The organism is Pseudoblastomonas marina (assembly GCF_014641655.1).
In the GTDB taxonomy this organism is placed as follows: domain Bacteria; phylum Pseudomonadota; class Alphaproteobacteria; order Sphingomonadales; family Sphingomonadaceae; genus Alteriqipengyuania_A; species Alteriqipengyuania_A marina.
In genome coordinates this window covers 2,021,680-2,045,869 of the sequence record NZ_BMID01000001.1, presented here as the reverse complement: position 1 = coordinate 2,045,869, position 24,190 = coordinate 2,021,680, and the positions used below count along the sequence as shown (strand labels likewise).

General features: G+C 65.7%; 16 protein-coding genes. 4 read left to right on the top strand and 12 right to left on the bottom strand.

The window, feature by feature from the left end; translation table 11 throughout:
• Positions 1-22: 22 nt before the first annotated feature.
• From IEW49_RS10030 to IEW49_RS10020, 3 genes are all read right to left on the bottom strand, one after another.
• A complete protein-coding gene (locus tag IEW49_RS10030; RefSeq protein WP_188642543.1) occupies positions 23-1,201 on the bottom strand; it encodes an MFS transporter in 1,179 nt (392 codons plus the stop codon).
• A 3-nt stretch (positions 1,202-1,204) separates the two neighbouring features.
• Complete coding sequence (locus tag IEW49_RS10025) at positions 1,205-2,257, bottom strand: LacI family DNA-binding transcriptional regulator (RefSeq protein WP_188642542.1); 1,053 nt, start codon at positions 2,255-2,257, stop codon at positions 1,205-1,207.
• Between the two features lie 152 nt (positions 2,258-2,409).
• Positions 2,410-5,607, bottom strand: a complete 3,198-nt coding sequence (locus IEW49_RS10020; RefSeq protein ID WP_188642541.1) for a TonB-dependent receptor — start codon at positions 5,605-5,607, stop codon at positions 2,410-2,412.
• A 187-nt stretch (positions 5,608-5,794) separates the two neighbouring features.
• Between IEW49_RS10020 and IEW49_RS10015 the strand changes: the two genes are divergently transcribed.
• Entirely contained in the window at positions 5,795-7,309 is a 1,515-nt protein-coding gene (locus tag IEW49_RS10015) for a tryptophan halogenase family protein (RefSeq protein WP_188642540.1), read from the top strand.
• 90 nt (positions 7,310-7,399) lie between these two features.
• On the opposite strand, the gene IEW49_RS10010 is transcribed toward IEW49_RS10015, so the two are convergent.
• Together IEW49_RS10010 and IEW49_RS10005 are read right to left on the bottom strand one after the other, a co-directional pair.
• Positions 7,400-8,398 carry a radical SAM protein gene (locus tag IEW49_RS10010; RefSeq protein WP_188642539.1) on the bottom strand — a complete coding sequence of 333 codons (999 nt, stop codon included), beginning with the start codon at positions 8,396-8,398 and terminating at the stop codon, positions 7,400-7,402.
• Positions 8,395-9,813, bottom strand: coding sequence for a dihydrolipoyl dehydrogenase family protein (locus tag IEW49_RS10005; RefSeq protein WP_188642538.1), 1,419 nt, complete (start codon positions 9,811-9,813; stop codon positions 8,395-8,397). Before IEW49_RS10005 ends, IEW49_RS10010 begins: the two co-directional genes overlap by 4 nt.
• 80 nt (positions 9,814-9,893) lie before the next feature.
• On the opposite strand from IEW49_RS10005, the gene IEW49_RS10000 reads away from it, so the two are divergent.
• Together IEW49_RS10000 and IEW49_RS09995 are read left to right on the top strand one after the other, a co-directional pair.
• Positions 9,894-10,949: a methyltransferase domain-containing protein gene (locus tag IEW49_RS10000; protein ID WP_188642537.1), complete on the top strand. Its 1,056-nt coding sequence runs from the start codon at positions 9,894-9,896 to the stop codon at positions 10,947-10,949.
• Positions 10,949-11,986: an SDR family oxidoreductase gene (locus IEW49_RS09995; protein WP_188642536.1), complete on the top strand. Its 1,038-nt coding sequence runs from the start codon at positions 10,949-10,951 to the stop codon at positions 11,984-11,986. Before IEW49_RS10000 ends, IEW49_RS09995 begins: the two co-directional genes overlap by 1 nt.
• On the opposite strand, the gene IEW49_RS09990 is transcribed toward IEW49_RS09995, so the two are convergent.
• Together IEW49_RS09990 and IEW49_RS09985 are read right to left on the bottom strand one after the other, a co-directional pair.
• Entirely contained in the window at positions 11,968-12,690 is a 723-nt protein-coding gene (locus tag IEW49_RS09990; protein ID WP_188642535.1) for a glycosyltransferase, read from the bottom strand. The genes IEW49_RS09995 and IEW49_RS09990 overlap by 19 nt on opposite strands.
• A complete protein-coding gene (locus IEW49_RS09985) occupies positions 12,687-13,292 on the bottom strand; it encodes a TIGR04282 family arsenosugar biosynthesis glycosyltransferase (RefSeq protein WP_229658156.1) in 606 nt (201 codons plus the stop codon). The genes IEW49_RS09990 and IEW49_RS09985 overlap by 4 nt, the downstream gene beginning before the upstream one ends.
• A 73-nt stretch (positions 13,293-13,365) precedes the next feature.
• On the opposite strand from IEW49_RS09985, the gene IEW49_RS09980 reads away from it, so the two are divergent.
• On the top strand, positions 13,366-16,713 hold the full coding sequence (locus tag IEW49_RS09980; RefSeq protein ID WP_188642534.1) for an amidohydrolase family protein: 3,348 nt from the start codon (positions 13,366-13,368) through the stop codon (positions 16,711-16,713).
• Between the two features lie 58 nt (positions 16,714-16,771).
• Here IEW49_RS09980 and IEW49_RS09975 read toward each other — a convergent pair whose 3' ends face one another.
• The 5 genes from IEW49_RS09975 to kynB all read right to left on the bottom strand — a co-directional run bounded on the left by IEW49_RS09975 (position 16,772) and on the right by kynB (position 24,152).
• A complete protein-coding gene (locus IEW49_RS09975; protein WP_188642533.1) occupies positions 16,772-18,187 on the bottom strand; it encodes a methyl-accepting chemotaxis protein in 1,416 nt (471 codons plus the stop codon).
• Between the two features lie 93 nt (positions 18,188-18,280).
• Complete coding sequence (locus IEW49_RS09970; RefSeq protein WP_188642532.1) at positions 18,281-19,066, bottom strand: sterol desaturase family protein; 786 nt, start codon at positions 19,064-19,066, stop codon at positions 18,281-18,283.
• Positions 19,067-19,082: 16 nt separating this feature from the next.
• The gene (gene putA / locus IEW49_RS09965; protein WP_373282523.1) at positions 19,083-22,169 is read right to left on the bottom strand and encodes a bifunctional proline dehydrogenase/L-glutamate gamma-semialdehyde dehydrogenase PutA; all 3,087 of its coding nucleotides are present in this window, start codon (positions 22,167-22,169) and stop codon (positions 19,083-19,085) included.
• A 127-nt stretch (positions 22,170-22,296) separates the two neighbouring features.
• On the bottom strand, positions 22,297-23,520 hold the full coding sequence (gene kynU / locus IEW49_RS09960; RefSeq protein WP_188642530.1) for a kynureninase: 1,224 nt from the start codon (positions 23,518-23,520) through the stop codon (positions 22,297-22,299).
• The gene (gene kynB / locus IEW49_RS09955) at positions 23,517-24,152 is read right to left on the bottom strand and encodes an arylformamidase (RefSeq protein ID WP_188642529.1); all 636 of its coding nucleotides are present in this window, start codon (positions 24,150-24,152) and stop codon (positions 23,517-23,519) included. The genes kynU and kynB overlap by 4 nt, the downstream gene beginning before the upstream one ends.
• Between the last annotated feature and the right edge of the window lie 38 nt (positions 24,153-24,190).

Here is a 24,190-nt window from a genome sequence, read left to right as displayed (position 1 = left end):
CGAAGGCAAGCGCCGATATGGTTCAGCCGCGGGTACGCGCGGTGGCGAGCAGCAGGCTGGCGAGGAGTGCGAGGGCGGCAAGTACGGTGAAGAGCGCGTCGAAGCCGAAACCGGGGACCAGCGACAGCGTCAGCCACGGCATGATCAGCGAGGGCGTGGTGTTGGTCAGGTTGAAGAAGCCGAGATCGCGCCCGCGCGTCTGCGGTCGGGGCAGGACCCGCAGCGTCTGCGCCGAATGCAGCGCAAGGAAGATCGAGGCGACGAGGCCGAACAGGATATAGCCCCCGATCGCCGCCTCGCGTGTTTCGGCCAGCGCCATCAGCACCAGGCCGAGGCTCGCGACTGCCGCGGTCACTGCGAGCGGCAGGATCGGTCGGTCGACGCGGTCCGACCAGCGCCCCGCGAGAAGCGAAAACGGCACCGCGGCGACCAGCACCAGGCTGAAGATGCGCGCGGTATCGCTGTCGGTGACAGAGGCGTCGATGCTGCGGAACCAGTAGAGCAAATAGGCGAACAAGGCGGCTTCGGAGAGCTGGACCAGCAGGCGGGCCATCCACATGCGCGCGACGAGCGATCGCGGGCGGTCGGTTCGCGTCGAGGCCGGTACGGGGACCATCAGTTGCGGCATCGGCACCGGGCGCCCTACCAGCAGGACCGGGAGCACCATCGCGGCGGCCATCGCAACGACGAGCACCAGCCGTCCGTCGGCATCGGCGAGGCCCGGCCATGTCACCACCGCGCCTGCGAGCGCGCCGGCGGCCGGGGCGAAGGCGAGCAGCCCGCCGAGAAAGCCTTTCTGCGCATCGGGCACGAGATCGCCCGCCCAGGCGGCGAGCGGGGCCAACATCATGTTGAGCGCCAATTGCCACAGCACGATCAGCGCGATCAGCGCGGCGATATCGTCGGTTGTACGGACCGAGACGAGCAGGATCGAGGACAGCGCCAGTCCGCCGAGGATCCAGCCGCGTCGCGAGCCCGTCCGATCGCTCAGCCCGCCGAAGGCGATATTGGCGAGGCTGGCGGCGATCGCGCCCGCAAAGGCGGCGTAGGCCAGCGGTTCGACGTCCTCGGCGCCCGACAATTCGCTCATCCGCACCGGCAGCAGGATCGTCAGGAACGGAACGTAGGCGACCGCGCCACCGGCAGCCGCCAGCGCGTAGAGCCACAGGAAGCGCAGCGCCTGGCGTGGTTGGTCAGTCACACGTCACGTGCCGGAGGGCGGCGCGGCGGTCGACTGGCGCACCACGAGCTCGCCCGATACGACCACCGGCTGCTCGACCTCGTCCCCATCGCGATCGATCAGCAGTTCGACCGCACGCGCGATCGTCTTCGCGATCGGCTGGTCGATCGCGGTCAGCTTGGGGTTGGAAAAGCGCACGATCGGGGTGTTGTCGAAGCTGATCAGCGAAAGGTCGCGCGGGACCTCGAGCCCCTGTTCGTGCGCGACCTCGAGCGTCGCGAGCGTCATCTGGTCGCTCGAACCGATGATCGCGGTCGGGCGGTCGTCGAGCGCCAGCAGTTTGCGCGCCGCGGCAAGACCGCTGTCGAATCCGAAATCGCCGCGGACGCAAAGATCGTCGCAATCGAGGCCCGCTTCGCCCATCGTCCGTTCCCACCCCGCCTTGCGCCAGTCGGAGAGGCTGTACTCCTCGGAACCGGCGATGAAGCCGATACGAGTGTGGCCGAGTTCGAGCAGGTGGCGGGTCGCTTCTTCCGCCGCGCCGTCGTCGTCCATCGTCATCGCGATACCCGGGCCCGGCTCCTTCGACCCAATCCGGGCAAAGCGGATACCGCGTTCGGCTAGCAGGCCGGTGATCTGGGAATTTTCCGAGTGGGGCGGGGTCAGCACCACGCCATCGGGGTGCAGCGCGCTCAGCGCCGCGCCCAGTTCCCGCTCGACATGGTCGTCATGCGTGTCGACCAGTTCGATCAGCATGCGATAGCCGTGCTCGCTCGCGGTCAGCATCCCGCCGAGCAGCATCTGGTCGACCCAATCGCCGCCCTGGCGAGCGGTCCAGTCGGCAATCGTGCGCTCTCGGTCGTTGATCGCGAGGATCAGGTAGGACCGCGACCCGCTCATCCGCTGGGCCGCGATCGAGGGCACGTAGCCGAGCTTGTCGATGCTCGCCTGGACGCGCTCCTTCATCGCCGGGCGGACATTGGGTTCATTGTTGATGACGCGACTGACCGTCTGCAGGGAAACTCCCGCATCGGCGGCGACATGCTTGATTGTTACCGACTGGCGGCGACGCGCCATCTTGATCCCCCATCGATTGGCCCGGCATATCGGTGGCTGTCCAAGCCCCCGGGCACCCGAACTACCCGTATGCGGTCACGACGGAAAAGAAAACGGGTCCCGACCTTTCGGTGGGGACCCGCCTTCCCGCTGTGGACCAGGCGCACCCGACCTTAGAAGTCGAAGCGCACGAGGAAGGTAAAGCGACGGTCGTTGCGGAACGCCGAGCGCGTGATCCGCGTCCCGTCGAAATCGACCACCTGGCTCGTCCGCGTGACCTCGTCGAGCAGGTTCACGCCCTGCGCGCCGATTTTGATGTTGTCGGTCAGCTCGTAGAAGATCGACGCATCGAGTTGCCCGGTCGATTCCCCGTAGATCGGCGAGAACGGGAAGATCACGTCGCGCGGCGTCTGGAGGAAGTCCGACCGCCAGTTGTAGGCGGCGCGGGCCGACAGCGGACCCTTGTCGTAGAACAGCACGGCGTTGACCGTGTGCTCGGAAACGCCGGGCTGCGGCAGGTCGCCGAACACGTCGCCCGAGCTGCTGAAATCTTGGCTGTCGATATAGGTGTAGGTCAGCTGGGTGCCGAGCCCGTCGAGCGGCGCCGGGAGGAAATCCCACGCGTGCTGATACGCCACTTCGATCCCGCGCAGGCGCGCTTCGCCGAAGTTGATCGGACCGTTGACCTCGACGTCGGTGGTAACCCCCGAAGGGCTGGTGAAGCTGCGGATCGTCGGGCCGTCACCGAAGAGATTGTCGAAATCCTTCTGGAACAGCGCCGCGGTGATCGAGCCGACCTCGGCGAAGTAGTATTCGAGGCTGATGTCGTAGTTCCAGCTCTCGATCGGCGTCAGCAAACGGTTGCCGGTGAAGATCTGGAACAGCGGTCCGCTATCGAGGAAGCCGGCCTGCCGCAGGTCGTTGGTGTTGTCGAAGATTGCACCGCCCGTGCGGAAGGCTGCCAGGTCGGGACGCGAGATACCCTTCGAAGCGGCGGCGCGGAAGACGAAGCCGGTTCCGGTGTCGAGCTTGACGTTGAAGCTCGGCAGCCAGTTATCGAAGCTGATATTGGCGTTGTCGGGGATCGTCTCGCCGGTGAAGACCGAAGCGAATTCGGCCTTCCGTGCGGCGGTCAGGCCGCAGTAGCCGGGCAGCTGCGCGTTGGGCTGTTGCTGCTGCGCCTGGGCGCAGGCGGCATCGATTTCCGCGACGCTGACGGCATTGTCGCCATTGGTGTCGAAGAAGTTCGCGAACGGGAAGTTGATTTCCCCGCCGGTGCGGATCGTGGTGTCGACGTAGCGCACGCCGATATTACCCGACAGGTCCCAGCCATTGTCGAAGAAGGTGCCGAAATCGAGCCGTGCGTAATACGCGTCGGTCGATTCGCCGACGTCGGAAATCTCACCCGGCAGGAACACGGTGCCCGGAACCACGCCCGAGCGCGTACCGATCGTACCGTAGGGGTTCGGCGTCAGCGTGAAGGCGTTGATCGCATCGGCGACCTGGTCGACCGTGCCGTTCAGGTATTCCTCGACGAGGTTGTCGCCGCCGAAATAGAAGGCCGAGCCGTTGCCCATCGGGATCGGCGCATTGCCGCGCTGGAAGTTGTCGCCGAAGGGATTGCGGACCTGAGCCGAGTTCGGGAAGTCGAACACGTAGGCGCCGCCGCAGCCGAAGGCCTGGAAGTCGGCACAGTTCCAGTTGCCGTTGCGACCGGTCCACGGTGCACCGAGATTGCCCCAGTTGGAGAAATTGGCGCTGCGCGTCGTGCGATTGCGATCGGCGAAGCGCGCGCCGAACTTGGCGGTGCGGAAGAAGCCGGTGTCGCTGATGTCGTATTCGACATCGGCGCGCATCGAGTAGAGGTCGGCCTCGTTATCGACCTGGTTGTCGAGCAGGAACCAGTAGAAGGTGCGGGTGTCGTCGTTGAAATAGGCGGCGTCGGACGTCGTCGTGTTCGGCTCGAAGAACTGCACGATCGGCGTTTCGCCGGTATTGTCGATGAACAGGTCGGTGTAGGTCTGCATCGCACCGATCTGGCCGGCTTCCTGGCGGCCCGACGAGATGTACTGCCCTTCGAAATTGAAGCGCAGCCGATCGGTCGGCGTGAAGTCGAGATCGACCGAGATGTCCTGCGTGAAGGCCTCGTCTTCGCGCTGGAAGCGCAGCAGCTCGGTCGGGATGCCGCGGCCGCCGTTGAACGGCTGGGCCTGCGTGAGCGTGCCCGACTGGAAGATGCCGTCGGTAATCGTGACCGGTCCGGCCGGAATCGGGAACAGGCCGTCATCGTTGACCAAAGCCAGCGCGGCGAATTCGTCGAGCGTCGACTGCGTTTCGGCGCGGAGGTATTCCGCGGTGAACAGGAAGCGCTGGTCGGCGCTCTCGAACTGGCCGACGAAGGAATAGGCCTGGCGATCGCGCGTCAGGTCGGTGGTGCGGACACCCGCACCCTTGGGGACGACGACGCTGCCGGCAGGCGGGAAGTTCGACGAATTGAAGTTCGGATCGCCGGTGTAGCCGCCCGACCCGACATTGACGATTCGGAAGCAGGGACCGTCGAGCGTATCGGCGCGATAGCACGGGTCGGTTATCTGCGAGGCGTCGGTGCGGGTGATCAATTCCTGCTGGGCGTATCCCGCCTGCAGGCCGATCGTGCTGCCGCCGGCGGTCTCCCAGGTGTTCGACACGAGGCCCGAGAAGCCCGGTGCCCACTCTTCGGCGAGATCGCCGTAATTGGCCTCGATCGTGCCCGCGATCTTGAAGCCGAGCTGGTCAAGCGGCTTGCGGGTGACAAGATTGACGAGGCCCGAGATGTTGCCGTCGATCATGTCGGCGGAGACGTTCTTGTAGACCTCGACCCGTCCGAGCAGTTCGGGCGAGACGTCGTTGAACGACAGCGAGCGACCGCCATTTGCGGAGAAGATGTCGCGGCCGTTCAGCGTCGAGAGGACGTAGGGCAGGCCGCGGATGATGACGTTCGAACCTTCGACCGAGAAGCGGTCGGGGTCGTCGCGCTGTTCGAAACGCGAGATATTGACGCCGGGGACGCGCTGCAGTGCTTCGGCGACCGACCGGTCGGCCAGCGCGCCGATGTCCTCGGCGCTGATGACGTCGACCACGGTATCGGCATCGCGCTTGATGTCCTGCGCGGTCTGCAGCGACTGGCGGATGCCGGTGATGATGACCTTGTTTTCCGGGTCGAGCGTTTCAGGCGTACCGGCAGGGCTTTCCTGCTCGGTGGCGTCGTCCTCCTCGTCGGCGTCCTGTGCGAACGCAGGCTGCGACACGGCGGCGAGCGCCAGGCTCGATGCAGTGGCAAGTGCGGCATAGCGACGCGACCGCGGGCCGCGCGAAATAAGCTTAACGGACATGGATCCTCCCTAGACATCCCGTATGGGCGAGACGAATCCCGCCAAGTTCCCGGATCACACCTATGCTACAATGTTAGCGTTCACAAGCGGCAAAATGAACGTTAACAACGGGGCGTTGCGTTGCGGCCACAGGCTCTGGCCTGCGGGATCGTAAAATGGCAAGGAAGGCGTGAGGGAAGAGGGTTCAATGGCAATCGAAAATATCGTGATCGTGGGCGGCGGGACCGCGGGCTGGATGGCGGCGGCGGTGCTGTCGCGCATGGGCAAGGGGCGCGGGATAAACGTCACGCTGGTCGAATCGGAAGCGATCGGCACGGTCGGCGTGGGCGAGGCGACGATCCCACCCTTCGTCGATTTCAATAAGTTGCTCGGGATCAGCGAGGCCGAAATGCTCGCCGCGGTCGGCGGCACGTTCAAGCTTGGCATCCAGTTCGTCAACTGGGGCAAGCTCGGCGACAGCTACATCCACCCGTTCGGCAATTACGGTTACGAGATCGACGGCGTGTCCTTCCACCATATCTGGCACGCGATGAAGGAAGCCGGCGACAAGCGCCCGATCCAGGTATTCAACCTGGAAACAATCGCCGCGCATTTCGGCAAGTTCGCGCGGACCGAGGACTACCAGAAGAGCGGCGACCTCCCGCCGAGCAATTACGCCTATCACCTCGATGCCGGTCGCTATGCCAAATTCCTCAGGAAATTCGCCGAGGATCGCGGCGTGGTGCGGCAGGAGGGCAAGGTGTCCGAGGTCAATCTCGATCCCGAGAGCGGCTTCGTATTCTCGATCACGCTCGAAGGCGGGCAGGAGATTTCCGGCGACCTGTTCATCGACTGCACCGGGTTTCGCGGACTGCTGATCGAGCAGGCGCTCGAGACCGGCTACGAGGAATGGACCCATTGGCTGCCCTGCGACAGGGCGGTCGCGCTGCCCTGCGGGCGCGACGACGGTTCGCCGCCATTGCCCTATACCCGCGCTACCGCGCACAGCGCCGGCTGGCAGTGGCAGGTCCCGCTGCAACACCGCAACGGCAACGGCCACGTCTATTGCAGCCAGTTCATGGAAGCCGACGAGGCAACCGATATCCTGGTGGGCAACATAGCCGGCAAGCCGCAGGCCGATCCGAATCATTTGCGCTTCGTCACCGGCCATCGGAAGAAGTTCTGGAACAGGAACGTCGTCGCACTCGGGCTATCGGCGGGCTTCATGGAGCCACTCGAATCGACCTCGATCCACCTCATCAATACCGGGCTCAACAAGCTCGTCTCGCTGCTGTCTTCCAACGGGATAACGCAGGCGCAGGAAGATGCGTTCAATCGCTTCACGCTCAAGGAATACGAGCGCATCCGCGACTTCCTGATCCTCCACTACAAGGCGACCGAGCGGACCGATTCGGAATTCTGGAATTACTGCCGCACCATGTCGGTGCCCGACAGCCTGACCGAGAAGATCGAGCTGTTCCGCCACAATGGGCAGATCTTCCGCGAGGAGGACGAGCTCTTCACCGAGACCAGCTGGGCCGCGGTGATGATGGGGCAGGGGATCGCGATGGAAGGCCACAACATCATGGTCGACCCGTCGAAGCTCGCCGCGCTCAAGGGCGAGATCGACGGGATCGAGCAATCGATCCGCTGGCTGACCCAGCACATGCCCACCCACCAGCAGTACCTGGCGAAATATTGTCCCGCGAAGGACGCGGCGTAGATAGTTTCTAAGTCCGTTCGCCCTGAGCCTGTCGAAGGGCGTTGGGGGCGTGCGTACTTCGGCAGGCTCAGTACGAACGGAGAATGAGGACTAGGCCGAGCAGCTCGCGCCGCCGAGAACGCAGAAGCGCGCGCAATGCGGGTGGTTGAGTTTCACGGGGTGGGAAGCTTCGGCGAGCGTGTCGCCAAGGTCGAATTCCTCGTCGTAGGGGATCAGCGTGCAGGCCGCGACACGCGGTCGCTCCTCGCCCTTGCGGTGCACCACCATGCGGCTGGTGGCGCACATGATGTCGGCTGGCGACTTGCCGAGGATGTCCCAGCAACCGGTGGTGATCTCGGCAATGTCCTTGGTCTCGTCCATTTCGGGAAAGAGCACGAGCCGCGCCGGGTTCTGCGGATCGATCGCGATACCCTCGCGCTTAAACAGCGCAGCATAGCCTGCGCGCGCCTCCGGCATGCCTTCGCCCGGCAACAAGCGCCCGGCGACCGCGATCGAGAAACCGTGCTCGGACAACCAGCGTAGCCCGTCGAGACCCACCTCCCAGCTGTTCGGCCCGCGTTCGCCCTCGTGCCCGGCCTTGGTATGGTGATCGAGGCTGACGCGCAGGGTGAGCTTGTCGCCAAAGCGTTCGCGGAGCACCAGCAGCGCCTCCTCGTGGCGCCGCATCGGCCTCATCGCGTTGGTCAGCACCAGCGCCTCGAACCCGCGTTCGAGCGCGTCGGTCAGCATTGGCAGGAAGGCTGGGTTCATAAACGGTTCGCCGCCGGTGAAGCCGATTTCCTTGGTGCCCATGCCCTGCGCTTCGCCATAGAATTCCGCCGCATGCTCGGCCGAAAGATAGACCAGCGCATCGTTGGTAGGGCTGCTCTCGATATAGCAGGTCGCGCAGGCGAGATTGCACAGCGTGCCGGTGTTGAGCCACAGCGTTTCGAGCTCGATCAGCGGCACCGATGCGCGCGGCTCGCGCTGCGCTGTCCAGTCGGGATCGGTGAACTTGGCGGGCGGGAGCGCGGGGGCATCGGCCGCGAAAGGCGAGGGGCCGGTCCGCGCGTTGCGACTCTTCGTGCGGCCTAGGGTGCGGGTACTCATGCGAAACGCTTTCTCATGTTCGAAACGAACCGCGCCCATTTCTTCGGCCATTTGCCGAACACGGTCGGCTCCCACGCGGCGAAGGCGGCGGCCTTGGTGATCTCGCTGCGGGTCGGATAGGCGATGATCGCGCTGCCCATCGCAAAACTCGATGCCTTGCCGGTGATCAGCTGCGAATAAGGTAACAGCAACTCGCCGGCATTCCTGCCCACCAGGCTCGCGCCGATCACCTTCTTGCCCTTGAAGATCACCTTCGCTCGGCCGGCGTCATTGCCCTCGGCAAGCGCGCGTTCGTTGTCGTGGAAGGTCTCGGTCACCACGCGGATCGCATCGCCGTGTTTCGCGCGCGCGTCCTTTTCGGTGAGGCCGATCTGCGCGACTTCGGGCTCGGTGAAGGTGCACCAGGGCAGGGCCGAATAATCGACCTTGGCCGGCAGGCCGAGCGTAATCTCGAGCGCGACGTTCGAGCCCTCATAGCCCGAGACATGCGTCAATCGCGGTCCCGCGCGACAATCGCCGATCGCGTAGATGTTGGTCACCGAAGTACGGCGCCGGTCATCGACGACGATGCCGTCGCGGCCGCGCTCGATGCCGACGGCTTCGAGATTCAAGCCGTCGATATTCGCTTTACGCCCGACCGCGACCAACAGGTGGGTCCCGTCAACGTTCTCGCCATTGTCGATCGCAACCGAGATTGCGCCCGGACCGCCCGACACTCCTTTCGCGAGCCCTGTCACGAAGCGCACGCCCTCGGCCTTCATCGCCTCGACCACCACCGCGACATTCTCCCTGTCGTCGCGCGCCAGCAGCGCTTCGGGTTCGATCACGGTCACTTCGGAGCCGAGACGGCGGAATGCCTGCGCCATTTCCATCCCGATCACACCGCCGCCGACGATCACGAGGTGGTCGGGGCGCTCGTCCAGATCGAACAGGTTCTCGTTGGTGAGATAAGGGACGCTTTCGATCCCCTCGATCGGCGGGACGAGCGGCTTCGATCCGGTCGCGAGCACGATCCGCGGCGCGCTAATCTGACGTCCGCCGACCTCGACCGTGTGCCTGTCCACCAGCCGCGCATGGTCGCGGATCACCTCGCAACCCATTTCCTCGAAGCGCTCCTGCGAATCGTGCGGGGCGATCGCGGCGATGGCGTCGTGGATGTGCTTGTGCACGCCCGAATAGTCGATCTGCGGCGCTGCCAGAGTCACTCCGAAGCGGGTGGGCTCGCGCGCCTCGGCGGCGCGGCGCGACGCGGTGATGAGGGCCTTCGACGGCACGCAGCCATTGTTGAGGCACTCTCCGCCCATTTCGCCCGCTTCGATCAACGCGACCTTCAGCCCGAACAGCGCGCAGCCCCCTGCCGCCGTCAATCCGGCGGCACCGCCACCGATGACGATCGCGTCATGCGTAAATTTCATGCGTGTTCCCGAAACCTTTCATGGATAGGCGCCGTATCAACGTTCACTGTCTTATTCGCAATGAGGGGCCAAGCGGTTTCATGAACCTGGAAAATTCGCGCGATTACTACGGCAAGGTGTTGGCCGGGTCCGACGACCTGAAAACCGACGCCTGCTGCACCGCCGAGGCTCCGCCGCCGGCAGTGATGGCCGCGATGCGCAACGTGCACGAGGATGTGCGCGCGCGTTATTACGGCTGCGGGCTTGTCGCCCCCCAGGCGATCGAGGGTGCGCACGTGCTCGATCTCGGCTCGGGCAGCGGGCAGGATGCCTATATCCTCGCGCAATTCGTCGGCGAGACTGGCTCGGTGACCGGGGTCGATGTCACCCCCGAACAGCTCGCGGTCGCGCGCCAGCACGAGGACTGGCAACGCGAGCGCTTCGGCTATGCGAAAAGCAACGTTCGCTTCCTAGAAGGCGATATCGAGAAGCTGGCCGATCTCGACCTCGCGGCAAACAACTTCGACGTGATGGTTTCCAACTGTGTGATCAACCTCGTCGCGGACAAGGCGGCGGTATTCGAGGCTGCGCATCGGTTGCTCAAGCCTGGCGGCGAGATGTATTTTTCCGACGTCTATGCCGAACGCCGCGTGCCCGAGGTCCTGAAGGACGATCCGGTGCTGCATGGCGAATGCCTGTCGGGAGCGCTCTACTGGGGCGATTTCGTCGCGCTCGCCAAGGAGGCGGGCTTTCGCGATCCGCGGATGGTGACCTCCCGCCCGCTGGGCATCGGCGATCCGGCGGTGGCGGCCAAGCTCGACGGGATCGCCTTCCATTCGGCGACCTATCGCCTGTTCAAGCTCGACGGGCTCGAAACCCAATGCGAAGATTACGGGCAGGCGGTGCGCTACAAGGGCACGGTGCCGGGGCAGGAACGCGTGTTCGAGCTCGACGCGCACCACCATATCGAGGCCGGGCGGATGTTCCCGATCTGCGGCAATAGTTGGAAGATGCTCGCCGAAACGCGCTTTGCCGAGCACTTCGAATTCTTCGGTGATTTCTCGACTCATTACGGCGTTTTCCCCGATTGCGGCATCGCGATGCCGTTCGGCGCGGGGCAGGGCGATGTTCCGGCCACCCCGGCGGCCTGCTGCTGATGAAGATCCTGCTCACCGGGGCCGCCGGGCTGATCGGCGGCGAACTCGCGGCGCGCCTCGTCGCGGCGGGTCACGAAGTCACCGCGTTGGTCCATCGCAACCGCGAGATCCGCGCGAATAGCGGCGCGTTGGTCCCGGTCGCGGGGGTGCTTGGCTGCGATATCACCGAGCCGCTGCTGGGCTTTGCGGATGATGAAGCGAAGGTTCTGGCGGAAGCGCACGACCTGATCGTCCATTGCGCGGCGACAGTGCGTTTCGACCTCTCCGATGCGGAATACCACCGCACCAACACGCAGGGCACCGCCAACGTCATCGAACTGGCACGGTTGGGCGACTGTGGGCTGCTTTACGTTTCGACCGCCTATGTCTGCGGGACGCGCGACGGGACGATCCGCGAGGGCGATCCGCTCCCGGAAACCGGCTTCGCCAATGGCTACGAACGTTCGAAAGCCGGAGCCGAGCGGCTGGTGAGCGCCAGCGGTTTGCCGCATGCGATCGCGCGCCCGTCGATCGTCACCGGCGACAGCAAGACCGGGGCAATCCGCCAGTTCGACACGATCTATGCCGCGTTCAAGCTGATCGCCGAGGGGCGCGTGAAGCAAATGGAGGCGCGCGCCGACGCAACGCTCGATTTCGTCCCGATCGATCATGTCGCGGGCGGCTTGACGGCGCTGGTGACGCTCTGGGATGCCGCGCGCGGCGGCACCTTCCACCTCGTCTCAGGCGCGCCGGTCTCGGTGCAGGATTTCTCCAGTGCGATTGGCGGCTACGAGCAATTTTCCCGGCCCGCCCTGGTCTCGCCGGACGCGTTCGATGCCGGAGCGTTGCCGCCGCTCGAGCGGCGGCTTTACGGTCGGATCGCGGGGCTATATGCCAGCTATTTCCAGCGCGACCCGCAGTTCGACGATAGCGCCTTGCGCGCGCTGACCGGACTGGAATCGCGTGCGACGGATCGGGCCTATCTGGAGTTGCTGATCGATCACTGCATCGAGGCGGGGTTCCTGTCCGGTGCGGACACTCACCGAATGTCGGGGTAGTGATTGGCGAGCCGTTCGCGCGCGCCGAAGGCCCACATCATGCCGACCTTGAAATATATCCAGTTGGCCTTCAGCGCGCCCCATTCGGCCACGCGACGGTCCGAGGTGTAGATCACCCGCGGAACCAGCTTAACCCGGCCATATTCGGCCATGCGGATGCAAAGGTCGGCTTCCTCCATCACCGGCGTTCCGGGGTCGCAGCCGCCGGCGGCAAGGAACTGCGCCTTGCGGAAGAACATCGCGTGGTCGCCGAACAGCAGCCGCACGCCCCTGAAGAACAGGTGCGGGCGCAGGAAAAGCGGCGCGTACCAGGTCTTGATCCAGTTGTGGAACGAGGTGCCCCAACGGGTCTTGTCCCGCCCGCGCAGCACGGTGGTGAACCCGGCGAGTGAAATGCGGTCATCGGAAAGCGTATCTTCGACCACCGCGACGAGATCGCGCGGCGGCTCGGTATCGGCGTGGAGCACGCAGACCTTGTCGCCGCTTGCGGCGGCGACCCCGGCATTGATCTGCTTCGCCCGGCCCCGTTCGCAATCGAGCACGCGCCATCCGGCGGCCTGCGCGATGCGAACCGTCTCGTCGGCGCTGCCGCCATCGATCAGCAGGATCTCGAGCGGCTGAGGATCGAGCGCAGCGACCTGTTCGACCAATGCTGGCAGCGCCTTAGCCTCGTCGAGCACCGGGATGACGAGCGTCAGGCTCATGGTCCGAATTCGGGCCAGTCGGCGAGGTCTTCCGGCTCGTCGACATCGGCAAGCTCAGGCAGGACGGCGGGTGCGACTTGCGCCTGAGCGAGCCGCGCCATCGTCTCCTCGAACACCCGATCGGTGCTCCATTCCATGTCATCGAACAGGAAGGCCACGTCGCGGTTGAAGCCGATCAGATAGTATCCCCCATCGCTCGCGGGCCCGATAACCACTTCGCGCTCCGCCAGCGCGGTTGCGGCGGCGACGAACAGGTTGGGGATCACGCCGGGACAATCGCTACCGACGACTAGCGCTGGGTGCTCTACCCGCGCGAGCTTCGCCCCGAGATCGCCATCTCCCTGCGGGACGAAGGTCGGACCGTCTCCGAGCAATTTGCGGAACTCGGCAGCGCACCCGCCGGTGGTCCGGATCTCCACCGGTAACCCGCTCTTGAGCGCCTGCTCGACCGTGTGAAGTAGCAGCGAGCGATAAATCTTGGTCGCCCCTTCCGGCCCGTATTCGGGAATCAGCCGCGTCTTGCATTCGCCCGGCACCGGTAGGCGCGCGAAGATCACGATGCGGGGGATCGCCATGGAATCGACCATAACCGGCTGGCCCATGCAATCCATCGAAAAGACTCGTGCATCGTCCGCGCGCTTTGCTAGGCCCCCGCCCGACAACAGGGAGAGCCCAATGAAATTCACCTCAGTCGCGTCAGTCGCATCCGCAATTGCCCTCGTCCTTGTAGCGCAGCCCGCCTTCGCGCAGGACGAAGATGTGCAGGACCAGCCGGTCGAAGAGACCGAGAAGCCTGAAGACGAGGTGATCCCGCCGCAACCCGAGCCCGACGAGCTTCCCGCACAGGACAGCGGCGAGGAAGTCGACGCGACCCCGGTGGCCGAGGAAACGGCTGACGACGGCAAGTGGGACGTCACCGCCCCGCGCGGATTCGACATCAAGCAGGTCCCGATCCGTACCGACGAAGGCACCTGGATGGATGTCGACGTTTCGCCCGACGGGCGCATGCTGGCCTTCGCCATGCTCGGCGATATCTACACCATGCCGATCGGGGGCGGCACGCCCACGCGGATTTCGGAAGGTCTCGCCTGGGAAGTCCAGCCGCGCTGGTCGCCCGATGGTCGCCGCATCGCATTCACCTCGGATCGCGGCGGCGGTGACAATATCTGGCTGATGAATGCCGACGGGTCGGACAAGAAGCAGCTGACCAAGGAGAGCTTCCGCCTCCTGAACCAGCCCAACTGGTCCCCCGACGGGCGCTTCATCATCGCCAAGAAACACTTCACGACGGGACGATCGGCAGGCACCGGTGAAGTCTGGCTCTACCATGTCTCGGGCGGCGGCGGTGTCGCGCTGGTCGAGCGGCCCAACCCGCAGCACCAGAAGGAACTCGGCGAGCCGATCTACTCGGCCGACGGCGAAGCGATCTATTATACTAGGAACGTGTCCTCGGGCCCGATCTTCGAATACGCACAGGACACCACCCAGTCGCTGTTCGAGATCGAACGCTACGACCTCGCGACGGGCGAAACGAGCACTGCGGTTTCGGGCTATGGCGGCTCGGTTCGCCCGACCCCGTCGCCCGACGGGAAACTGATGGCCTTCGTCCGGCGCGAACGCGACCAGACCAAGCTGTTCGTCAAGAACCTGACCACCGGAGCGACGCGCGAGATCTACGGCGATCTCGACCTCGACCTCCAAGGGACATGGGCGGTCTACGGCGTTTACCCCAACATGGACTGGACGCCCGATAGCCGTTCCATCGTGTTCTGGGCGGGCGGCAAGCTGCGCCGCGTGAATGCGGATGGTAGCGGCGCGGCGGTGATCCCGTTCCGCATCGACGACACGCGCGGCGTCGCGAGCGCGCCGCATCCGGTGATCGAGGTCGCCCCCGATACGATCACCACCAAGATGCCCAAGGGCGCGACCCTTTCGCCCGACGGGCGCAGCGTGGTGTTCGAAAGCCTCGGCAAGCTGTGGGTCAAGCCGGTCGATGGCGGCACGCCGCGTCGTCTGACGCGCGACGGCGGTGCCATCGAAGGCTGGCCCACCTTCTCGCGCGACGGCAACCGGATGGCCTGGGTCCGCTGGACCGATGCCGGGCTGGGCGAAGTGATCGTCGCCGACGCGGATGGTCGCAATCCACGCAAGATTACGAACGTGCCGGGCCACTATTCGAACCCGCGTTTCGCGCCCGACGGTCGTTCGATCGTGTTCCAGAAGGGCGAGGGTGGCTTCCTGCTCGATCCCGAATATTCGGAAGATGCCGGTACCTATCGCGTGAGCGCGAGTGGCGGCACGCCAGAACTGATTGCGCGCGGGCTCTCCAACCCGCATTTCGGTGCCGACGGCGGCCGGCTGTTCTCGCTCGGCTTCGGCGGCGGAAGCCTCCAGCTGGTCTCGACCGACCTCAATGGCGAAGCGAAGCGCGTCCACGCCCAGGGGGATCTCGCCAGCACCTTCAGCGTCTCCCCGACCGGCGAATTCGTCGCCTACGTCCAGAATTACGAGCTCTTCGTGATGCCGCTGATGCCCGGTGGTCAGGCGATCGGCGTGGGCGAAAGCGGCGGCGCGTTGCCGGTGACCAAGGTTTCCAAGGGCGGCGCGGATTATATCGGCTGGAGTGCCGACGGACGGACGGTAACCTGGTCGAACGGCCCCACCTTCCATCGCGTCGCGCTGTCGCAGCTTTTCGCCGATGCGCCGGGATCGGACGAAAAGTTCACCCCGCCCGAAACCGGCGTCTCGATGGCGATGACGGTGCCGGCGGATAAGCCCGATGGCATGGTCGCCCTGGTCGGGGCGAAGATCCTGACCATGGCCGGCGAAAGCGGTGCGGGCGCGATCGAGAACGGCACCGTGCTGATCCGCGGCGATCGCATCGTCGCGGTCGGACCGGCCGGTTCGGTCGAGATCCCGCGCGGCGCGACCACGGTCGACATGGCGGGCAAGGTGATCATGCCGGGTCTCGTCGATGCCCACGCCCACGGGCCGCAGGGGCAGGGTGATCTGATCCCGCAGCAAAACTGGGCGCAGGTCCAGCAGCTCGCGCTCGGCACGACGACGATCCACGATCCATCGAGCCAAGCGAGCACGATCTTCGCCGCCGCCGAACGCCAGCAGACCGGCAGCCTGCTCGCCCCGCGCATCTTCTCGACCGGTGAGGTGATCTACGGCGCGAAGGCGCCCGGCTTCTTCGCCCGGATCGACAATTACGAGGATGCGCTTGCGCATGTGCGCCGGATCAAGGCGCAGGGCGGCGTCAGCGTGAAGAACTACAACCAGCCGCGCCGCGAACAGCGCCAGCAGGTGGTCGCCGCCGCGCGGGCGGAAAACATGCTGGTGGTGGCCGAAGGCGGCTCGCTGTTCGGGATGGACATGAACCTGATCGCCGACGGCAACTCGACGGTTGAGCACAACATCCCGGTCGGGGTGATGTACGAGGACGTGCTGCAGTTCTTCAGTCAGTCGGACACCAATTACACGCCCACGCTGGCGGTAACCTATGGCGGGCTTGCCGGTGATCCCTACTGGCGTCAGGAAACGGACGTCTTCGCCAATCCGCTGCTCATTCATTCGCCGCCCGAATGGCTGTTGGCGGGCACTGCGCGCCGCACCAAGGCGCCCGAATGGGCGTTCTACGACGACGATGCCGCGCGCGAGGCGAAGAAGCTGGCCGAGCGCGGGGTCGAGGTGTCGATCGGTGCGCACGGCCAACAGGCCGGGATCGCGGCGCATTGGGAGCTGTGGAGCTTCGTGCGCGGCGGGATGACCCCGGTCGAGGCGCTGCGCGCAGGCACGATCGCCCCGGCGCGTTCGCTCGGGATGGATCGCGATATCGGCAGTCTCGAAGTCGGCAAGCTCGCCGACCTCGTGGTGCTCGATGCGGACCCGTCGCAAAATATCCGCAATTCGGACAAGATCAGCCACGTCATGCTCGGCGGGCGGCTCTACGATGCGCGGACGATGAACGAGGTCGAGACCGGCGACGCACGCCGCCTGCCCTATTGGTGGGAAGACTGATGACCGGTCGGGGCCGACCGTGATCGGTCGGCCTCGACGCGCCGGTTAGCGCAAAGGCTCAGCCCGCGCGGACCTGCTTGAGAAAGCGCTCGACGTCGGCGCGCAGGCTCGAGGCCTGGCTCTCGAGCTCGGTCGCGCTCGACAGGACCTGGCCGGCGGCCGCACCGTTGGCGATTGAGGTTTCGCGGACCTGCTCGATGCTCGTCGAAACCTCGTCGGTGGCGCGCGCCGCGATATCGATATTGCGGGCGAGATCGCGTCCGGCGACCGATTGCTGGTCGACCGCGCTGGCGATCGAGATCGAGGTCGATTCGAGTTGTTCGATCTGGTCGACGATCGAGCGCAGGGCGGACACGCTGTCGCCGGTCGAACCCTGGATCGCGCGGATCTGCTCGGCAACTTCTTCGGTCGCCCGGCTGGTCTGGCTGGCCAGTTCCTTGACCTCGCTCGCGACGACGGCGAAGCCGCGCCCTGCCTCGCCGCCACGCGCCGCCTCGATCGAGGCATTGAGCGCGAGCAGGTTGGTCTTCTGCGCGATCGACTGGATCAGTTCGACGATCTGGCCGACCTGCGTGGCGCTTGCGGAAAGCGCGGAAATGGTCTCGTCGGCACCGTCGGCGGCGTCGCTGGCCTTGCGCGCCAGTTCGGCGGATTGCGTGGCCTGACGGCTGATCTCTGCGATCGACATGGCAAATTCGTCCGACGCCGTGGCCGCAGAAGTGACGCCGGTATGCGCCTTGTCCATGGCGACGGCGACCTGTCCGGTCTGGGTGGTCGCCTGTTCGGCGGCGATCGCCATCGAGGTGGCGGTTTCCTGCAACTGCGCGCTGGCCGAGGCCACGCTGCCGGCAACGCGACTGATCGAACTTTCGAAATCCGCCGCGAGGCGGTTGATGGCTTCGCGCCGGGCGTCTTCGGCGGCGGTATGGCGGCGTTCGCGTTCTTCCTCGCGGCGTTTGGCCGCCTCCTTCCGGTCGGCAAGCAATTCATCGAGCTTGTGCCCCGACTTGACGAACACGGCGAAGGCGCGCGCAAGCTTGCCGATTTCGTCGCCGCGATGGGTGCCGGTGACGACGACGTCCCGGTCGCCCTTTGCCAGCCGGGTCATGCCCTGCGCTATCGCATTGAACGGGTCGATGATCCGGTCGAGGATGAAGCGAAGGCTGGCGAGCCCCAGCATGGTGCCCGCGACGGTGATGCTGATGATGGCGACAGTAAATGCACCCGCGTGTTCGGGAAACAGCAGCGCGAGCACGGCGAGGGTGGCCACGGTGAGCAGCGAGCCGATCGTGATGACCGATATCGCCTTGGCCTTTTCGGCCAGCGATTTGGACGTCAGCCAGCGCGACAGGGCATCGCCATCCACGTCTTCCTCGATCTCGGGAATCTCGATCTTGGCGAGCTCTTCGCGCAGGTTCGCGCCGCGATCCTCTTCGATCGGTTCGACAGACAGCGACTGGGCCAGGGCGTTCATTTGGACGTGGTCTCCCGGATTTCGGTTCATCCGGAATAGGCAAACGTCCCTAATTCTTGGTTAAACGCCGATTTCTGCGTGAGATGGCGGGTTTCAGCGCTGCGGCAGCGGGCGAAACGGGGCCCGGACCAGGTCCACCGGATCGAGATCATCGAGCGATCGGGCATCGTCGAGTCCGATGGTTATCGCGCCCTGCGGGACGTCGTCGCGGAAGGTGCCGTGGAGCCGGTCCCACAGGCTGAAACCGCTGGTCCAGTTGCTGTCCTGTTCGGACAGCACGGCCGAATGGTGGATGCCATGCATCTTGGGCGTGGTCAGCAGGTGCGAGAGGGCCCGGTCCCATCCGTGGGGCAGGCGCAGGTTCGAGTGGTGGAACAGCACCGAGGCGAAGAAGAAGTCCTGCCATGCGCGATGGGTCGCGGGATCGACTCCGACCAGCCGCGTCTGGACCAGCCGGAACGGTAGCGAGACCAGCATGTCGAGCGCGTGGAAGCGGATCGCGGTCGAGGAGTCGAGGTCGCGGTCGAGGTGGTGGACCCGGTGGAAGCGCCACAGGAACGGTACCTTGTGGGTGGCGACGTGCCACCAGTAATAGGCGTAATCCATCGCCAGCAACCCGCCGGCGAAGCGCAGGCGCCTAGGCAGCAGGTGCATGATGCCGCGAGTCTTCGCCTCGTTGGTCGCCGCTATGCGCCCGACCAGCGGCGTTTCGACCGCGCGGATCACCAGCGCGCAGCTCGCGCCGAGCAGCAGGTTGGTGGCGAGCCGCGGCCATTGCGGGAGTGTGCGCTCGCGCAGGGGGCGACGGCGTTCGGCCCAGAGCAGCCCTCCGATCGCCAGCGCGGCCCCCGCGATCAGCAGAGGCCGCGTCCGGCTCATGGAAGGACCACCTCCATCAGATATCGGCCAGCAGCGAAGCGTTGCCGCCCGCCGCGGTGGTGTCGATCGTCACCACCCGTTCGGTCGCAAAGCGCGACACGTAATGCGGGCCGCCCGCCTTGGGACCGGTGCCCGACATGCCCTCGCCGCCGAAGGGCTGGCTCTCGACCACCGCGCCGATCTGGTTGCGGTTGACGTAGAGGTTGCCGACCCGAGCCTTGGATTCGACGAGGCGGCGGGTCGCGTCGATGCGGCTGTGGAGGCCGAGCGTCAGGCCGTAGCCGGTACCGTTGATATCCTCGATCACCTGTTCGAGCCGGTCGGCGCGGAAGCGCGCGACGTGGAGCACCGGACCGAAATTCTCACGCTTCAGTGATTCGATCGATTCGATCTCGACGATGGTCGGGGCGACGAAGGTGCCGGCGCGCAGCGCGCGCGGGAGCTTCTTCTGGTAGACGTTGCGGCCCTGCCGCTTCTTGCCTGCGATATGCTTGTCGAGGGAGCGCTTGGCGGTCTCGTCGATCACCGGGCCGACATCGGTTTCGAGATGCTTCGGATCGCCGACATTGAGCGCTTCGAACGCGCCGCGAATCATCGTCAGCATCTCGTCGGCGATATCGTCCTGCAGGTAGAGCACGCGCAGCGCCGAACAACGCTGGCCGGCGCTTTGGAAGGCGCTGGCGATGACATCGCGCGTGACCTGCTCGGGCAGCGCCGAGCTGTCGACGATCATCGCGTTTTGGCCGCCGGTCTCGCCGATGAAGATCCCGATCGGTCCCTCGCGCGCAGCGAGCGTGCGGTTGATCGCCTGCGCAGTCTGGGTCGAACCGGTGAAGGCGATGCCGGCGATGCGCGGATCCGAGCTCAGCGCGATGCCCGGCTTGGCGTCGCCCGGGATCAGCTGGAGGACTTCCTTGGGAATCCCGACCGAATGGCACAGATCGACCGCCAGCGCGGCGATCAGGGGAGTCTGCCCGGCGGGCTTGGCGAGCACGCAATTGCCCGCCGCAAGCGCCGCGGCGGCGGTGCCGATGAAGATAGCCAGCGGGAAGTTCCACGGCGTAATCGTCCCGATGATCCCGCGTCCGGCGAGCGTCAGGCGGTTTTCCTCCCCGGTCGGGCCCGGCAGGTCGATCGGCCCGGCGAACTGGCGCCGCGCCTCGTTGGCGTAATAGCGCAGGAAATCGACCGCTTCGCGAACCTCGAGCACGCCGTCGATGACGGTCTTGCCCGCCTCGCGCCGGCACAGCGAGAGGAACTCGTCCATGTGGTCCTCGAACGCGTCGGCGGCCTTGTCGAGCAGCTCGGCGCGGGCGTTGCCACCATAGGCATTCCACGCATCCTGCACCTCGAGCGCAACCGAAATGCCGAGTTCGACGTCGGCTTCGGTGGCTTCGCGGACCCAGCCGACCACGTCGTCGCGGTTCTGCGGCGCGTGGATCGCGTCCTTGTCGCCATAGCTGGTCGCGGTGATCGTCGGCGCGGCCTCCCATTCCCGCGTGTCGAGCGTGTCGAGCCGGTCCATCAGCGGTTCGCGCACCAGCGGGTCGGCGAGGTCGACACCCTTCGAATTGATCCGATCGGGAAAAATGTCGCGCGGCAGCGGAATCGCCGGATTGCGCTTGGGTTCGAGCGCGGCGAGTTCGGCCACCGGGTCTGTGGTCAGGTCCGCGACCGGCACCTCCGCATCGGCCATCCGGTTGACGAAGGAGGAATTCGCTCCGTTCTCGAGCAGGCGGCGCACGAGGTAGGCGAGCAGGTCCTTATGGGTGCCGGTGGGCGCATAGATGCGGACATTGGTGCGCTGGTTGCCTTCGAGCTTGGCGAGCGCGCCGAACACGTCCTCGCCCATGCCGTGGAGGCGCTGGAACTCGAACTTGCCCTCGCGGCCGTTCTCGGCAGCCAGTGCCTTGATCGCCCCCACCGTGTAGGCGTTGTGGGTCGCGAAAGCGGGGTAGATGTCGTCGCCCGCCTGCAACAGCTTGGAGGCGCAGGCGAGATACGACACATCGGTGCCGATCTTGCGGGTGAAGACGGGGAAATCGTCGTAACCACCGACCTGGGTGAGCTTGATCTCGGTATCCCAATAGGCACCCTTGACCAGCCGCACCATCAGCTTGCGATCGTATTTGCGCGCGAGCCGGACGGTCCAGTCGCACAGCGGGGCGGCGCGTTTCTGGTAGGCCTGGATCGCGAGGCCGAAGCCCTCCCAGCGCGACCCGTCGGGCAGGCGGAAGAGATCGTCCTCGGCGACCAACTGCTCGATGATGTCCATCGACATTTCGAGCCGTTCGGCCTCTTCGGCGTCGATCGTGAAGTGGATGTTCGCGTCGCGCGCCTTCTCGGCCAGCGCGCGGACCACGGGAACGAGGTCGGCGATCGCCTTTTCGGCGTGGGTGAACTGGTAGCGCGGGTGGAGCGCCGAGAGCTTGACCGAAATGCCGGGCGAAGCCGCGATCGTCCCTTGCGCCTCGCGCGCCAGACGCTCGACCGCCTGTTCGTAGGCGATGCGATAGCGCTCGGCATCGGCGAAGGTCATCGCCGCTTCGCCGAGCATGTCGAAACTGTGGGTCAGCCCCTTGGCGCGTTCGGGGGCGGCGCGCTTCAGCGCTTCCTCTATCGTGCGGCCGTAGACGAACTGGCCGCCGAGGATCGTCATCGCCTGCAGCGTCGCCTTGCGGATCACCGGCCCGCCGAGCCGGTTGGCGGTGCGCTTGAGCGTCGTGCCGAGCCCGCGCATGTCGGGAGTCGGGCCGTTGAGGACCTCGCCGGTCAGCATCAGCGAGAAGGTCGCGGCATTGACGAAGGTCGAAGGGCTGTCGCCCATGTGTTCGGCCCAGTCGACCCCCGCGAGCTTGTCCTTGATCAGCATGTCGGCGGTGCGGCTGTCGGGCACGCGCAGCAGCGCTTCGGCGAGGCACATCAGCGCGATGCCTTCCTCGGTCGCCAAGCCGTAAGTGTGGAGGAAGGCGTCGATCCCCGAGGCCTTGCGCTTGCGCGCATCGGTGATCAACCGCCCGGCGATCTCGGCCGCCTGGTCGTGCAGGCGGCTCGCCGGGCCGGCCTGCTTGAGGCGTTCGGTGACGCAGGCCTCCTCTTCCATGCGATAGGCGAGGCGGAAACTCTGGCGATCAATGGAGGCTGGCAAGCGGTGGGACTTTCTGATCGGATCAAAAACAATGCGCCGCCCTTTACCCGGGCGGCGCCGCGCCTTCAATCGAAGTCGCGACCTATGTAACCGCGCGCCTGGCCTGGTGTTCCGAAGCATGCCACGCGTCGCTCTCCATCACCTCGGACAGAATCTCGACCGCACGGGCGACTTCGGCGTGGCTCAGGTAGAGCGGGCTGAAGCCGCAGCGGAAGATATCGGGGGCGCGGAAATCGCCGATCACGCCACGCGCGATCATCGCCTGGCAGATCGGCCAGGCATGTTCGTGGCGATAGGAGACCTGGCTCCCGCGCTGCGCGTCGTCCGCGGGGCTGGCGAGTTCGAAGCCGTGGCGCTCGCAGAGCGTTGCCATCCGCTCCATGAACAGGCGAGATAGCGACAGCGACTTGGCGCGGATCGCCGCCATGTCCGCCTCGAGCATCAGGTCGACCCCGCTTTCGAGCGCGGCGAGACCGAGCATGGGCGGCGTGCCGGCGAGGAATTTCTCGATTCCCGCAGCAGCCTCGTAATCGTCGGTGAATTCGAACGGCGCGCGATGCCCGAACCAGCCCGCCAGGACCGGCTGCACCGCTGCGTGGTGACGTTCGGCAGCAAACAGGAAGGCCGGCGCGCCGGGGCCGCCGTTCAGATACTTGTAGCCGCAGCCGACCGCGAAATCGGCCTTCGCGCCATTGAGGTCGACCGGGACTGCGCCGGTCGAGTGGCTCAGGTCCCACACCACCAGTGCGCCGGCTGCATGCGCCTTCGCGGTGAAATCCACGAGATCGCGCATACGGCCGGTCTTGTAATGGACCTGTGTCACGAGCACGACTGCGACACTTTCGTCGATCGCGCGTTCGAGGTCGTCGTAATCGACAATGCGCGTCTTCGCTCGCGGACTGAGGCGGGCGAGTCCGTCGGCCATGTAGAGGTCGGTCGGGAAATTCCCGCCTTCCGACAGGATCACCGAACGATCGGGATTGCAGTCGAGCGCGGCGGCGAGCGCCTTGAAGATGTTCACGCTGGTCGAATCGCAGGCGATCACCTCGCCCGCTCTCGCTCCGACGAGCCGGGCGAGCTTGTCACCGATCCGACGTGGGGCGTCGATCCACCCGGCGGCATTCCAGCTCGAAATGAGCCCGTCGCCCCATTCCTCGTCAACGATTGCGTGCATACGTTCGCGCGTCGCCTTGGGGAGGGGCCCGAGCGAATTGCCGTCGAGATAGATGGTCCCTTCGGGCAGCGCGAAGCGATCGCGGAAATGCGCCAGTGGGTCGGCGGCGTCGAGGGCGGCGGGATCGGTCATGCGAGCTCGCGCAGGATCGCGCGTACCGGGCTGGCATCGGCGCCTTCGATCGGCAGCGGCAGCGCGACGAGCTCGTATCGTCCTTCTGCCACGTGATCGAGGACCAGGCCTTCGAGAATACGCATGTCGTGGCGGCGGACAGCGTGGTGCGCGTCCATCGTCTTCGAGGTCATCGGGTCGAGCGACGGGGTGTCGGTGCCGATCAGCACCGCGCCCTGCTGGCCGAGGCGATCGACCACCGCGTGATCGATCGCGGAAAAGCCGTGGTCCCATGCGGCGCGCGGGACCCGGTCATAGGTTCGGAACAGCACGCGTTTGGCGCCTGCGAGCTCATCCCAATCGATATCCTCGATCTTGACCGCGTCGATCGCGTTGCGGGCATCGACCACTGCGCATTCGCCGACATAGGCGGCGAGGTCGCTGCGTGCGCTGTCGACGCCGTCGGCATGGTAGTGCAGCGGCGCATCGGCATGCGTCCCGGCATGCGTGCTCATCACCACCTCACCGGTATTGACCGGGCAGTCGTCCGAAATTTCGGCCTTGCGGGTGTAGGCGAATTCGGGCTCGCCGGGCCAGTTGGGCATGCCGACGCGCAGGGTCTGGCTGATGTCGATGATACGCGGTTCGCTCATGCGCGCGTCCTATCCCCTCGACGCGGGCTTTGACAATG